This is a genomic window from Streptomyces sp. NPDC111520 (genome assembly GCF_055635295.1).
In genome coordinates this window covers 363408-376258 of sequence record NZ_JBVKBW010000003.1, presented here as the reverse complement: position 1 = coordinate 376258, position 12851 = coordinate 363408, and the positions used below count along the sequence as shown (strand labels likewise).

Sequence of the window (12851 nt, the reverse complement as noted above, 5' to 3'; positions counted from 1 at the left end):
CCGGGTGACCGCGGGCCGCCTGCGCGGGCGCGGATCCCGACCGGCAGTATGGGGGCGTGCGACTGACGCCTGTGACCTGGGAACGGCTGACCGACGCCGTCGCGGACCGCGTGCTCGAACTGGAGCCGGACGACGGCGGCGAGCGCCCGCGGGTCGCGGTCGACGGGGCACCGGCCACGCGCCCGGACGCGCTGGGGGAGGCCCTGGCGCAGGCGCTGCGGCTGAGGGGCCGGCCGGTCGTCCGGGTACGGGCGGAGACCTACTGGCGGCCCGCCTCGCAGCGCTACGAGCTGGGACGCCACGACCCCGACGCCTTCTACGAGCGCTGGCTGGACACCGGCGCCCTGTGGCGGGAGGTCTTCGACCCGCTCGCCCCGGGCGGCACCGGGCGCGTGCTGCCCTCGCTGTGGGACCCGCTGACCGACCGGGCGACGCGCGCGGCCTACGAGGAACTGCCGCCCGGGGGAGTGCTGTTGCTGGACGGCGCGCTGCTGCAGGGCTACGGCTTCCCCTTCGACCTCTGCGTCCACCTGAGGATGTCGGGGGCGGCCCTGGCGCGCCGCACGCCGGAGGACGAGCGCTGGACGCTCCCGGCGTACGCCCGCTACGAGCGGGAGACCGCGCCCGGTGGGACCGCGGACGTCCTGGTGCACACCGACGACCCGCGGCACCCGGCCTGGACCGGGTGACCCGGCGGCCCTTGCCGCCGCCCCGCCGCGACCGTTAGCGTCCCGGAGCACCATGACTGTCGCCATCGCTCCGCTGACCACCGAGCACGTCCCCGAGGCAGCGGCCCTCCTCGACCGCTGGTACGCCAGGGCCCGCAAGGCGCTGCCCCACCAGTCGGGCCGGAGCACCGCTCCGCCGCCGGGGGAGGAACTGCTGGGCAAGATCCTCGCCGGGCCCGGCGTGGAGGCCGTGCTCGCCCGGGACGGCGACGGGTCGGTCACCGGCTACCTCGTCACCACCCCGCTCGACCTCGCCGACGACGACCGGGCCGTGCTGCGTGCCCACCCGCGTTCCGCGCTGGTCGCCTACGGCGGGCACGCGCTGCGCGGCGGCCGGGAGGGGGTGCGCGAGGACGTGCTGCGCGGGCTGTACGCGGCGGTCGCCGCGCGCCTGGTCGCGGAGCGCCGCCACGTGCACTACGTGGACCTCCCGGCCGACGAGGCGGTGGCCTCCGCGTGGTTCCGCTCCGGCTTCGGCCTGGAACGGGTGCGGGGCCTGATGGCCGTGCGGCCGCGCGGGCGGCAGCCGCGCGGGGTGGACGCGCTGTCGGTGCGCCGCGCGGGACCCGGAGACCTGGACCGGATCGGGCGGATGGCGGCGGAGGCGGCACGCGCCGACCGCGGTTCGGCGGTGTTCCGGCCCCAACCCGAGGGCGCGCTGGCGACCTTGCGGACGCACTACGCCGACGCCCTGACCGACGGCCGCTGCGGGGCGTGGGTCGCGGCCCGCCGGGGCGAGGAGATCGGCATGGTGGTGCTGACCCCCGCGGCGCCGGGCCCGGTCGTGCCCGACGGGTGCGTGGAACTGGTCGAGGCGTACGTGACGCACGCGGCGCGCGGCGAGGGCATCAGCCGGGTGCTGCTCGCGACGGCGCTGGCGTGGGCGTACGACAGCGGCTACCGGCACATCACGGCCAGCTGGCCCGCGGGTTCGCCGGTGTCGGCCGGGCACTGGCCGGCGGTGGGCTTCAAGCCGGTGGCGTACCGGCTGCAGCGCGTGCTGGACCCGCGCATGTGCGGGACACCACAGCGCTGACAGGTTTGGAGTGGTGAGGAGCACTCCTCTTTCACTGTTAAACTAATTTCAGATCGTCCGGCGGACCCGGTTGAGCGTCCGCGACGAACTCCCTTGCTGCCCCGGCCAGATCCCCCCGTCCTGGCCGGGGCTTTCCCTTGTTCTTGGTCTGGACATGACCAATTCATGGGAGTACCTTCGCTGTTGGTCTAGACCTACCGCCCGCGGGCTGCGCACTGCTCTCAGAACTCCCCCACGTTCTCCGAGGAGCGAAGCATGCACAGGAGATTCCGTGCCGCCGCCATCGGCCTGGGCCTCGTCGGGCTGTCCGTGCTCGGCACCGGCAGCGCCTGGAGCCACGGCTACACCGACGCCCCCATCAGCCGTCAGAAGCTCTGCGCCAACGGCACCGTGACCAACTGCGGCGACATCCAGTGGGAGCCGCAGAGCGTCGAGGGCCCCAAGGGCTTCCCGTCCTCAGGTCCCTCCGACGGCACCCTCTGCGCCGGCGGCAACAGCCGGTTCGCCCAGCTCGACAACCCGCGCGGCGGCACCGGATGGCCCACCACCAAGGTGACGTCAGGTCAGAATTACAGCTTCCGCTGGCAGTTCACGGCCTCGCACGCGACGAGCGACTTCAAGTACTACATCACCAAGCAGGGCTTCGACCCCAGCCGGCCGCTCACCCGTTCCGCGCTGACCCTGACGCCGTTCCTGACCGTCAACTACAACGGCGCCAGGCCGCCCGCCACGGTCACCCACCAGGGCACCATCCCCAGCCGGACCGGGCGGCACATCATCCTGGCCGTCTGGTCCGTCGCGGACACCGGCAACGCCTTCTACGCCTGCTCCGACGTGCAGTTCTGACGGACGGTCCTGACGGGCGGTCCTAGCGACGGCGACCGGGCGGCCCCTCCGGAGCGGGCCGGCTGTCGAGCAGCCGCTCCCGCACGGCGTCGGCCCCGGCGGTGGAGGCAACTCCGCCGGGGCCGACGCGCGGGGCGTCCGTGCCGCCCGGACGCCCCGTGCCGCCCGGGGCGTCCGCGGCGCCGGTGTGGGCGGCGCGGACCCGTGTCCCGCCGTCCACCACCAGCTCGGCGCCCGTGATCCAGGCGGCCTCGTCCGAGACCAGCCAGCGCACGGCCCGGGCCACGTCGCGGGGCTCGCCGATCCGTCCCAACGGCAGCCCGGCGGCGATGGCGTGCTCGGCGTCCTGCCACACGAAGCGCGCCATCTCGGTGCGCACCAGGCCGGGGGAGACCGCGTTGACCCGCACGGCCGGGCCGAGTTCCCCCGCGAGCTGCCCCGTCAGGTGCAGCAGCGCCGCCTTGCTGGTGCCATAGGCGCCGACGTTCGGGCCGACGTGCCCGGCGCCCTCGGTGCAGACGTTGACCACCGCGCCGCCGTGCTCGCGCATCCAGGCCCGCCACGCCAGCTGGGTCAGCCGCAGGGGCGCCTCGACGTTGACCGTGAACGCGGTCCGCCACAGGTCCGGGTCCGCCTCGGCGAGCGGCCCGTACGGGACGTTGGTGGCGGCGTTGTTGACCAGCACGTCCAGGCCGCCGAGGGCGCGGACCGCGAGTGCCGCGCATGCCGCGAGGTGGCCGGGATCGGCCACCGTGCCGGCCAGGGTGACCACGGTGTGCCCGGCGGCGCGCAGCCCTGCGGCCGCCGTCTCCAGCCGGGCGGGGTCGCGGGCGGTGAGCAGGGCGCGGGCGCCCGCGGCGGTCAGCTCCGCGGCGACGGCCAGTCCGATCCCGCCGGACGCGCCGGTGACCAGCGCCGCGCGTCCGGCGAGCGGGAGGGGATCCGTCATGGGGTGACGGTCCCATGGCGACCCGTCAGTTGCCAGAGTCGGTACCGGGAAACCGGCGGGTCGGCGTCAGGGGCCCGGGGCTCGGGGTCCGGGCCCCTTGGGCGTCAGGAGGTCAGGGCGTCAGCGTCCATTTCTGGTTGGCGCCGCCGGTGCAGGTCCACAGCTGGAGCCTGGTGCCGTTGGCGGAGTTGTTGCCCGCGACGTCCAGGCACTTGTTCGCCGCCGGGTTGACGATGTCCCGCGCCCCGCTGAGCACCCACTTCTGGTTGGTGCTCACGGCGCAGTCCCACAGTTGCAGCTGGGACCCGTCGGCGGTGCCGAAGTCCTTGACGTCAAGGCACTTGCCCAGGGCGCGCAGGGTGCCGTCGGACGCGGCGGTCCACTGCTGGGCGGCGGTGCCGTTGCAGTCGTAGAGCTGGACGGGGGTGCCGTTGGCGGGGCCGGCCCCGGCGACGTCGACGCACTTGCCGGCCAGGCCCGTGATGCGGCCGGTCGTGCCGCCCCCGCCCCCGCCGTCGGAGGTGGTGACGCGGACGTAGTCGACGACCAGTTGCTGCGGGAAGGCGGTGCTGCCGTCGGGGTCGCCCGGCCAGTAGCCGCCCACCGCGAGGTTGAGGATGACGAAGAACGGCTTGTTGAACACCCACCGGCGGCCGCCGAGGTCGGCCGGGGTGCGCCGCTGGTAGACCGTGCCGTCGACGGACCAGGTGATCGAGTCCGGGTTCCAGTCGACGGCGAAGGTGTGGAACGCGTCGGCGAAGGCCTGGCCGCCCGGCAGGGTGTAGCCGGCGCCGATGCCGCCGGAGCCGAAGTAGTCGGGGCCGTGGATCGTGCCGTGGACGGTGCCGGGCTCGAAGCCGACGTTCTCCATGATGTCGATCTCGCCGCTGGCGGGCCAGCCGACGTCGCCGATGTCGTTGCCCAGCATCCAGAACGCGGGCCACATGCCCTGGCCGCGCGGGACCTTCATGCGGGTCTCGACGTGGCCGTAGGTGGTGGTGAAGCGGCCCGCGGTGTTGAGCCGGGCGGAGGTGTACTGGCAACTGCCGTACCAGCACTGGTAGCCGGCGGGGTTCTCCTTGCGGGCGGTGATGACGAGGTGGCCCTGGCCGTCGAGGGCGGCGTTGCGGTTCCCGGCGGTGTAGTACTGCCGCTCGTGGTTGTTGACGTTGTCGCCGGTCTCGACCTGCCACTTGCCGCCGTCCACGGCGCTGCCGGCCGCGCCGTCGAACTCGTCGGCGAAGGTGGTGACGGCGGCGGTGGCGGCGGGGGCCGCGGGCAGGGGGTGGTCGGCGGGGCCGGTGGTGGTCAGGGCCGCGAGGGCGAGGAGCCCGGCGGTGGCGGCGGCGAACAGGCCGCGGGCGCGCGGGCGCCGGAGCGGGCGGGGGCGTGGGGGGAGTGCCTTCACAGGGCGCTGCCTTTCGGGGCGGTCGTGGGGGGTGGCGGACGGGTGCGCTACTTCGGTCATGCACCTGACATTTCTTGAACCCGCGTGCGTGGGGGCGCGAGGATTCCCGTCCGTCTTCGTTCAAGCCTTAGTTCACGCCGTGATTGAACTGCCGCCCCCTGACCCCGTCAAGAGGTCTGGACCAAGAAGGGGCGGGTGGTCCCGACCGGGGATCCCCCCCCGCCCGGTCCCGCCCGCCCCCACCCGCCGGCGCCGCGCCGCGTCACGTACCGGGCTTGCGCCCGTACACGTACACGTCGTCACCGTTCTTCAGCAGGCTCCAGTACTTCTTGGCGTCGCCGCTGCGCATGTTGACGCAGCCGTGCGATCCCGGCGGCGACCACACGCTCCCCGCGATCGAGTGGAACGCCTGCCCGCCGTCGAAGAACTGGCTGTACGGCATCGCCACGTTGTACAGCGTCGACCAGTGGTCCTTGTGGCGCCAGTAGACCTTCTTGGAACCGGTGCGGGTCTCGTAGCCGTTGCGGCCCGTCCGCACCGGGACCGGCCCGAACTTCAGCTTCTTGCCGTCCTGTATCCAGCTCAGCTGCCGCGTGAGGTCCACGCACGCGATCCGCCCCCTGTTGGTGGGGCACTTGCCGGCCTTGTTGGGATTGCTGCCCGCGGCCTTCTGGGAGTTCATGATCTTCATGACGCCCCAGGTCACCGGGCCCGCGTAGCCGATGTTCGGGGATATCCCGTACTTCGTCTGGAAGGCCCGTGTCGCCTTGCAGTCGGCCGCCGACTGCTTGCCGTCCACCGGCCGGCCCAGGAACTTCTCCACCTGCTTCTGGTAGGGCCCCTTGCTCGTCGTGCACGACGCGGCCTGTGCCGTGCCGCCCCCCGCCACGACCGGTGTCACGGCCATCACCGCCACCGCGAGGGCGGCCCCCGCCCGTCGTCCCGCTGACGCTCCCGCTCTCATCGCTTCCCCTTCCCCGGTGAGGCCGTCGCGCGACGGCCTCACCCCCTAGGACAACCGGGAGGCACCGGAGGTTGCGGAACGGCCGGTGCGGGAAGTGGAGGTGACGGTACGTCAGCCCCGCGGGGCGTCCTCCAGGGCCGCACGCACGATGCGCACGGCCTCCTCGGTGTCGGCCCGCGACACGTCCAGGTGGAAGACGAAGCGCAGCAGCCCGGGGTAGCCGGCGCAGCGCAGTCCGTGCCGCGCGAGACGCTCCTGGACCTGCTCGGCGGAGACCCCCGGCGCCGGCTCGGCGAAGACCATGTTGGTCTGGGCGTCGCCCACCACCAGGCCCGGCACGCCCTTGATCCCCTCCGCGAACAGCGCCGCGTTCGCGTGGTCCTCGGCGAGCCGCGCCACCTGGTGCTCCAGCGCGTACAGCGCGCCCGCGGCCAGGATGCCCGCCTGCCGCATCCCGCCGCCGAGCGCCTTGCGCCAGCGCAGCGCCCGCGCCACGAACTCCCGGCTGCCCAGCAGCGCGGAGCCGACCGGGGCGCCCAGGCCCTTGCTGAAGCAGACCGAGACGCTGTCGAAGTGGCCGGCGATCAGCCGCGCCTGCTCGTACGGGTCGCCGCCCGCGGCCACGGCGGCGTTGAACAGCCGGGCCCCGTCGAGGTGCGTGGCCAGCCCGTGCCCGCGCGCCAGCCCCGTCGCGGCCCGCAGGTAGTCCACGGGGACGACCCGGCCGCCGATGGTGTCCTCCAGGCACAGCAGCCGGGTGCGGGGGAAGTGCGGGTCGTCCGGCTTCACCGCGGCCGCGATGTCGGCCGGGTCCAGCGTCCCGTCCGCCCGGTGGGGGAGCGGCTGCGGCTGGATCCCGCCGAGCACGGCACCGCCGCCGCCCTCCCAGCGGTACACGTGCGCCGACTGCCCGGCGATGTACTCGTCACCGCGGCCGCAGTGCGTCAGCAGCGCGCACAGGTTGCTCTGCGTCCCGGAGGAGACGAACAGCGCGGCCTCGAAGCCGAGCCGCTCCGCGATCCGGTCCTGGAGGGCGTTCACGGTGGGGTCGTCGGCGAAGACGTCGTCGCCCACCTCGGCCTCCGCCATGGCGCGGCGCATGGCCGCGCCGGGCCTGGTGACGGTGTCGCTCCGCAGGTCGATGACCCGTCCGGGCTGCTCATCGGTGACATCAGTGATCGGCATGCGTTCACCCTGCCATGCCCGCCCTTCGGTAGGATCGTCGGGTGAATTCCCACTGGCACGTCGTCCTTCCGCCGCTGTGCGCCTGACCGGGCGCACTCACTGAAGGACCCGACCCACCGTCCCCGGCAGGCCGCCCGGCCACCAGGGGCGGTCCAGGTGCGCCCGTCCCGGATCCGCTTCCTCGATGCGTGACGTGACGAAAGGCCGCCCCCGTGCCGGACCACAGCCCCTCCCTCGCCCCCGGACGCCCGCTCGCGCCCGCTGCCGCCGCCCGGCCGCGCTCCGTCCACGGCGCGCTGCCGATCCTCACCGCCGCACTGCTGTGGGGCACCACCGGCACCGCCGCGTCCTTCGCCCCCGCCGGCGCCCCGCCCGCGGCGGTCGGCGGCGCCGGGCTCACCCTCGGCGGGCTCCTGCTCCTGGCGGGCGCCCGCGGGGCGCGGACCCTGCTGCGCACCGCGGGCCGCTCCGGAGCCGCGCTGCTGGCCGTCGGCGCCCTGGCCGTCGCCGGCTACCCGCTCGCCTTCTACCCGGCCGTCTCCCGTACCGGGGTCGCCGTGGCCACGGTCATCGCCCTGGGGAGCGCGCCGGTCTTCACCGGACTGCTGGCCTGGGCCGCGGGCGCACACCGCCCCAGCCGCCGCTGGGCCGCCGCGACGGCCGTGGCCGTGCTCGGCTGCGGGCTGCTGGTGCTCGGCGGCGCGGACGCGGGCCCCGCGGCGCGCACGGACGCCGCGGGGGTGGCCCTGGCAGCCCTGGCCGGGCTCTCGTACGCGGTGTACTCCCTGGTCGGCGGCCACTTCATCGGCCGCGGGCAGGCGCCGGGCGCGGTGATGGGGGTGCTCTTCGGTTCCGCCGGGCTGCTGACCCTGCCGGTGGTGGTCGCCACGGGTGTGGTCTGGCTCGCCACACCCCGTGGCGCAGGTGTCGTCCTGCACCTCGCGGTGCTGACGACCTTCCTGGCCTACCGGCTCTTCGGGCACGGCCTGCGGCACACACCGCCGTCCGTCGCCACCACGCTCACCCTCGCCGAGCCCGCCGTCGCCGCCCTGCTCGGGGTGGCCGTGCTGGGGGAGCGGCCGACGCCGCTGTCCTGGGCGGGACTGGCCGTCCTCGTCCTCGCCCTGGCGGTGCTCTCCGGCAGGGGTCGCTGACGGACGGGCCTGCCCGGCGGCCGCCCCGCCCCGGGTCATCCGGGCGGGAGGTCGTCCGTGCGCTCTCCCTCCGCCTGGGAGGGGGTCGTCCGGGGCACGTCCGGGTGGATCTCCATCGTGCTGCGCTCGGCGTCGTCGTAGATCCGCTCGCCCTCCGCCTGGGAGGGGGTCCCGGCGTAGAGGTACGGATCGGCGTCCGAGGACGTGGACTTCATGGCGGACCTCCTACGGTCGCTGCCTCCATCCTGCTCCCTCAGGCCCGGCGGGGCGAGACCAGCAGGAACGCCCTCCGACGGCGGTCGTGGTGGAGCGTGCTCTGCCAGCCGTACGCCTCCAGGACGCGCCGGCACCGGTCCAGTTCGGTCTCGGCGGTGCCAGGGGCGGCCCCGGCGGGGGAGTGCCAGGAGACCTCGGCGACCCCGCTCTGGGCGGAGGGCCCGACGGCGTAGCCGGTGACCGACGGGCGCCCGTCGGCGTCGCGCGCGGACGGGGGCCGGCCGTCCGCCTCCAGGGCCAGGGCGACGGCGTGGACGAGGCGCTCGCGCTCCCAGGGCGCAGGCCGCGTGGTGTCGCCGTCCTGCAGGACGCGGCGGATCTCCAGCAGCCCCGACCAGGCGGAGGCGACCTCGGCGGCACGGCCGGGGGCGGCGCCGGCCGTGCCGTGCCCGTCGTCGGCGGCGAAGCCGCGCTCGGCGTCCCGGGCCGGCGCCCCCGCCGGTGCCTCCTCCGGCGCCGTCGTCCCCGCCCCCGTCCCCGCCTCGGGGACCTCCCCGCGGGCCAGTTCGGTGCGGACCCGGCGGCCCTCCTGCGTGAGGTAGTAGCCGCCGGTACGGCCGTAGCGCACGGCGAGACCCTGCCTGGTCAGCGCCACGCAGGTCGGTTCACGCGCGCTCAGCTGGCCGGTGTCGGCGTCGGACTCCAGCAGGGCGCGGCGCTGGACGGCGGTCAGGGTCATGCGAAGCACCCTATGAGCCGGACGCGGGGAGCCGGAATGCCCTACACTCGAAATCGAGCAGTTGTTCGAACGAGGTGGAGGCGGACACACCATGGTCGAAGCCGAGCCGCACCAGGACCCCGGGCCCTGCGTGCTGTACATCCGCTGCGGCGGGGCCGACCCGGCGACGCTCGCGGCGCTGACCGCACTCGTCGGCCAGTTCACCCCCGTCGTCCGCGCCGAGCCGCCGGACGCGGTCGTGGCGGACGTGCGCTCCGCGGTGAGCTTCTACGGGCTGCTGCCCGAGCAGCTGGCCCTCATGATCAGCACCCGGGCCTCGGCCCTGTACGACGTGAGCCCGACGATCGGCGTCGCCGGGAGCCGTACGGTCGCCGCCATGGCCGCCCACGACGTCCTCGCCGGCCGGATCCGCGCCGTCGACTCCGATCCGCGGGCCGTCGCCGACTTCCTGCGCGTCCAGCCGGTCGCGGCCCTTCCCGGGATCACCGCGGAGGCCGTCCGGACGCTGGCCGCGGCCGGGCTGGAGACCGTCGGCAAGGTCGCCGCCGCGTCGCTGCCCGACGCCCAGGCCCTCCTCGGCGCCGCTCCGGGGCGTGCTGTGTGGGAACGCGCGCACGGCCTGGACCCCGCGCCGATCACCCCGGAGCACCCGCCGGGCTCACTCGCCGCGGACCGCCTCCTCACCGCCGACACCACAGACCCCACCGACCGCGGCGCGCTGAGCCGGGCCGTGCTCGAACTCGGGCTGGGCCTCGGTGACCGGCTGCGCAGCACCGGCCGTACCGCCACCGCGCTCACCCTGACCGTCCGGCTCGCCGGCGGCTCGTCCGTCAGCCGCAGCCGCACCCTGCCGGAGCCCACCTCCGACCCCGGCGAACTCGCCGAGGCCGCCTTCGCCATGCACGAGGCCCTCGGACCGCACGGCGCCCCCGTGCGCGCCGTGGCCCTGCGCGCCGAGGGGCTGTCCGCGGCCGATCCGTACCAGGCGCGCGCCGTGCCGGTCGGTGCGGGCCGCGGCCGGGCCGTGCTGCCGTCCACCTTCGCCGATCCGCCCGCGCCCGGCCCCGCTCAGGAGGAGCGCCGGCTGTCCTCGTGAAGCGCCTCCAGTACGGCGGCCATGACCTCCGCGCCGTCCAGCGGACGCGGCAGTGGCCCGCGCCGGGCCCGTGCCATGTCCGCGAAGCACGCGTCGCACACGGCGAGCGGGAGGTGACGGATGCCGCAGTCGCGGACGGTGTCGTCCTCCCGCCCGCACACCTCGCACCCCGATGATGCCGCCATGTGTTCGATACTGCCGCGTCGCGGCGTTTCGCGACAGGGCGCAACCAGTGCTCGACGGACCGTCAGAATGCCTGCGCCCGTGAGCACTTGAGCGGACCCGAGGCTCCGCCCCGATCACGGGCGCGGCGCCGGTTGCGAGGCAGGTGCTGCGGGACGAGGGTGGGAAGGGGGAACATCCGATCGGGCATCGAACGGAGCTTCTCATGCAAGCGAGAAAGGCCGACCTGTACAGGCGCGACCTCGCGGAGGCGCGCTGGGTCAAGAGCAGCAAGAGCCCCTACCGGGAAACCTGCGTCGAGGTGGCGGAACTCGCCGGCGGAGCCGTCGCGATCCGTGACTCCGAGAACAAGGACCTGCCGCCGCTGCGGTTCACCGCGGAGGAGTGGACGGCGTTCCGTGAGGGTGTGCGCGAGGGCGAGTTCGGTTAGGCCGCCGCGTTGACACCGGTTTGACGGGCCGGTCCGCCGGGGCCGCACGACCGTTCCGGCGGGCCGGGCCCGGGCAGGTGACGGCGCCGTTCGGGGCCCGCGGAGCCTCGGTCATGCGGTTGCCTCAGGCAACCACCCGCCCGGTGGTTGCGTCCCGGGAGGGTCGGGGCGAGGGTGGGGAGGGTAAGCGAGACCGAACCTCGAACGGAGGTTCCCCATGCAGGAACAGAAGGCCGACCTCTACGCGCGGGACCTGACCGCAGCGCGCTGGGTCAAGAGCAGCAAGAGCGGCTATCTGCCGGAGTGCGTCGAGGTCGCGGACCTCGGCGGCGGAGCCGTCGCCATCCGTGATTCCCAGAACAAGGACCTGCCGCCGCTGCGGTTCACCGCGCGGGAGTGGACGGCGTTCCGTGAGGGTGTGCGCGAGGGCGAGTTCGGCTAGGCCGTGTCGTTCCCCCTCGCTCGGCGGGCCGGCGGACCGGCCCGCCGAGCCTTTCACGCGTCGCCCAGCACCCGCAGCGTCTGGGCCCGCAGCGCGCACGCCACCACGCCGTCGCGGGTGTGCCGCAGCTGCGGTTCCGTCGCCGGGTGCCGCCCGGAGATCAGGTCGACGATGCGGTAGGCCGTCTCCTCGTCCTCCGCCGCGATGCACACCAGCACCGTGCCGTGGTCCGCCTCCTGCTCCGCCATGGGCGCCTCCTTCGTCGTCAGGCCATCCCCGTGGACGCGTCGGAAGACCCCACCGCCCCCGCCGCGGTTCTGCGCCCGGCGCCGGTTCACCCGCACGAAGCACCCCGGGGTGCGCCGGGCTTACGATGAGGGGCCGGCAGCCCGACCCGGAGAGGAAGCCTTGGCCAAGCAACGGATTCCGGTCGTCGTCATCGCGGGATTCCTGGGCTCGGGAAAGACCACGCTCCTCAACCACCTCCTGCGCAACAGCGGCGGCACCCGCATCGGCGTGATCGTCAACGACTTCGGCAGCATCAACGTCGACGCGCTCTCCGTCGCCGGCCAGGTGGACTCCATGGTGGCCCTCGACAACGGCTGCCTGTGCTGCGCGGTGGATGCCACGGAGATGGACGAGATGCTCGCCCGGCTCTCGCGCCCGCAGGCCCGCATCGACGTCATCGTCATCGAGGCGAGCGGCCTCGCCGAGCCCCAGGGCATGATCCGGCTGCTGCTCGCCGGCACCGGCACCGCCGTCACCTACGGCGGGCTGGTCGAGGTCGTCGACGCCGCCGAGTTCGAGGCCGTGCGCGCCCGCCACCCCGAACTCGACCGCCACGTGCGGGCCGCCGACCTCGTCGTCCTCAACAAGGCCGACCGCGTGGACGCCGCGGACCGCCGGCGGGTCCGCGAGGCGCTGACCGCCCTCGCCCCCGGTACTCCACTCGTCGAGGCCGCCCACGGACGGGTGGACCCCGCCCTGCTCTTCGAGCCCCGGCCGCGCACGGAGAACGGCACGGCCGCCCGCCAGTTGTCGTTCGAGGAGCTGTACGCGGACGACGGGCACGGGCACCCCGGGGACGGCGACCACACCGGCCACCTCCACGCGGCCTACGACAGCGTGGAGTTCACCTCCGAGGCTCCGCTGCACCCGCGCCGGCTGATGGAGTTCCTCGACGGCAGGCCCGCCGGGCTCTACCGGATGAAGGGCTTCGTGCGCTTCGCCCCGCCCGCCCACCGGCAGAAGTACACGCTGCACGCCGTCGGCGGCTTCCTGCGCTTCCTGCCGTCCCCGTGGTCGCGGGGCGAGTCCCGCGCCACCCGCCTGGTGATGATCGGTGCGGGGCTCGACGCCGGCGCCCTGCGCAAGGGGCTCGACGCGTGCGTCGCCGGCCCGGACGAGGAACTCGCCGAGGACGCCATGCTCGGCGTGCTGCGCTACGTCCGCCCCTGACGCGGCCCGCACCGGCG

General features: G+C 74.7%; 16 protein-coding genes. 8 read left to right on the top strand and 8 right to left on the bottom strand.

The window, feature by feature from the left end; genetic code table 11:
- Positions 1-56 precede the first annotated feature (56 nt).
- The 3 genes from ACZ7MY_RS09140 (at position 57) to ACZ7MY_RS09130 (ending at position 2610) form a co-directional block, all read left to right on the top strand.
- Positions 57-689 (top strand): nucleoside/nucleotide kinase family protein, encoded by a 633-nt coding sequence (locus ACZ7MY_RS09140; protein ID WP_499600636.1) that lies wholly within the window; start codon positions 57-59, stop codon positions 687-689.
- A 52-nt stretch (positions 690-741) separates the two neighbouring features.
- A complete protein-coding gene (locus ACZ7MY_RS09135) occupies positions 742-1764 on the top strand; it encodes a GNAT family N-acetyltransferase (protein ID WP_499600635.1) in 1023 nt (340 codons plus the stop codon).
- A 255-nt stretch (positions 1765-2019) separates the two neighbouring features.
- Positions 2020-2610 (top strand): lytic polysaccharide monooxygenase auxiliary activity family 9 protein, encoded by a 591-nt coding sequence (locus tag ACZ7MY_RS09130; RefSeq protein ID WP_499600634.1) that lies wholly within the window; start codon positions 2020-2022, stop codon positions 2608-2610.
- Positions 2611-2632: 22 nt separating this feature from the next.
- Here ACZ7MY_RS09130 and ACZ7MY_RS09125 read toward each other — a convergent pair whose 3' ends face one another.
- From ACZ7MY_RS09125 to ltaE, 4 genes are all read right to left on the bottom strand, one after another.
- Positions 2633-3559, bottom strand: a complete 927-nt coding sequence (locus ACZ7MY_RS09125; RefSeq protein ID WP_499600633.1) for an SDR family oxidoreductase — start codon at positions 3557-3559, stop codon at positions 2633-2635.
- Positions 3560-3671: 112 nt separating this feature from the next.
- On the bottom strand, positions 3672-4967 hold the full coding sequence (locus tag ACZ7MY_RS09120) for an RICIN domain-containing protein (RefSeq protein WP_499600632.1): 1296 nt from the start codon (positions 4965-4967) through the stop codon (positions 3672-3674).
- 262 nt (positions 4968-5229) lie between these two features.
- Entirely contained in the window at positions 5230-5874 is a 645-nt protein-coding gene (locus ACZ7MY_RS09115) for a L,D-transpeptidase family protein (RefSeq protein WP_499600631.1), read from the bottom strand.
- Between the two features lie 168 nt (positions 5875-6042).
- Entirely contained in the window at positions 6043-7116 is a 1074-nt protein-coding gene (gene ltaE / locus ACZ7MY_RS09110; RefSeq protein ID WP_499600630.1) for a low-specificity L-threonine aldolase, read from the bottom strand.
- Between the two features lie 212 nt (positions 7117-7328).
- Between ltaE and ACZ7MY_RS09105 the strand changes: the two genes are divergently transcribed.
- Entirely contained in the window at positions 7329-8270 is a 942-nt protein-coding gene (locus ACZ7MY_RS09105) for a DMT family transporter (RefSeq protein ID WP_499600629.1), read from the top strand.
- Between the two features lie 35 nt (positions 8271-8305).
- On the opposite strand, the gene ACZ7MY_RS09100 is transcribed toward ACZ7MY_RS09105, so the two are convergent.
- Together ACZ7MY_RS09100 and ACZ7MY_RS09095 are read right to left on the bottom strand one after the other, a co-directional pair.
- The gene (locus tag ACZ7MY_RS09100; protein ID WP_499600628.1) at positions 8306-8485 is read right to left on the bottom strand and encodes a hypothetical protein; all 180 of its coding nucleotides are present in this window, start codon (positions 8483-8485) and stop codon (positions 8306-8308) included.
- Positions 8486-8523: 38 nt separating this feature from the next.
- Entirely contained in the window at positions 8524-9225 is a 702-nt protein-coding gene (locus ACZ7MY_RS09095; RefSeq protein ID WP_499600627.1) for a hypothetical protein, read from the bottom strand.
- Positions 9226-9316: 91 nt separating this feature from the next.
- On the opposite strand from ACZ7MY_RS09095, the gene ACZ7MY_RS09090 reads away from it, so the two are divergent.
- Positions 9317-10321 (top strand): DNA polymerase Y family protein, encoded by a 1005-nt coding sequence (locus tag ACZ7MY_RS09090; protein WP_499600626.1) that lies wholly within the window; start codon positions 9317-9319, stop codon positions 10319-10321.
- Here the strand turns inward: ACZ7MY_RS09090 and ACZ7MY_RS09085 are convergent.
- Positions 10294-10506, bottom strand: a complete 213-nt coding sequence (locus ACZ7MY_RS09085) for a hypothetical protein (protein WP_499600625.1) — start codon at positions 10504-10506, stop codon at positions 10294-10296. The two genes, ACZ7MY_RS09090 and ACZ7MY_RS09085, sit on opposite strands and share 28 nt — an antisense overlap.
- Positions 10507-10709: 203 nt before the next feature.
- Between ACZ7MY_RS09085 and ACZ7MY_RS09080 the strand changes: the two genes are divergently transcribed.
- Both ACZ7MY_RS09080 and ACZ7MY_RS09075 read left to right on the top strand, forming a co-directional pair.
- Entirely contained in the window at positions 10710-10934 is a 225-nt protein-coding gene (locus ACZ7MY_RS09080; RefSeq protein ID WP_499600624.1) for a DUF397 domain-containing protein, read from the top strand.
- Between the two features lie 217 nt (positions 10935-11151).
- On the top strand, positions 11152-11376 hold the full coding sequence (locus ACZ7MY_RS09075) for a DUF397 domain-containing protein (protein ID WP_499600623.1): 225 nt from the start codon (positions 11152-11154) through the stop codon (positions 11374-11376).
- A 53-nt stretch (positions 11377-11429) separates the two neighbouring features.
- Here ACZ7MY_RS09075 and ACZ7MY_RS09070 read toward each other — a convergent pair whose 3' ends face one another.
- A complete protein-coding gene (locus ACZ7MY_RS09070) occupies positions 11430-11624 on the bottom strand; it encodes a hypothetical protein (protein ID WP_499600622.1) in 195 nt (64 codons plus the stop codon).
- Positions 11625-11784: 160 nt separating this feature from the next.
- On the opposite strand from ACZ7MY_RS09070, the gene ACZ7MY_RS09065 reads away from it, so the two are divergent.
- Complete coding sequence (locus tag ACZ7MY_RS09065; protein WP_499600621.1) at positions 11785-12834, top strand: CobW family GTP-binding protein; 1050 nt, start codon at positions 11785-11787, stop codon at positions 12832-12834.
- Positions 12835-12851 lie beyond the last annotated feature (17 nt).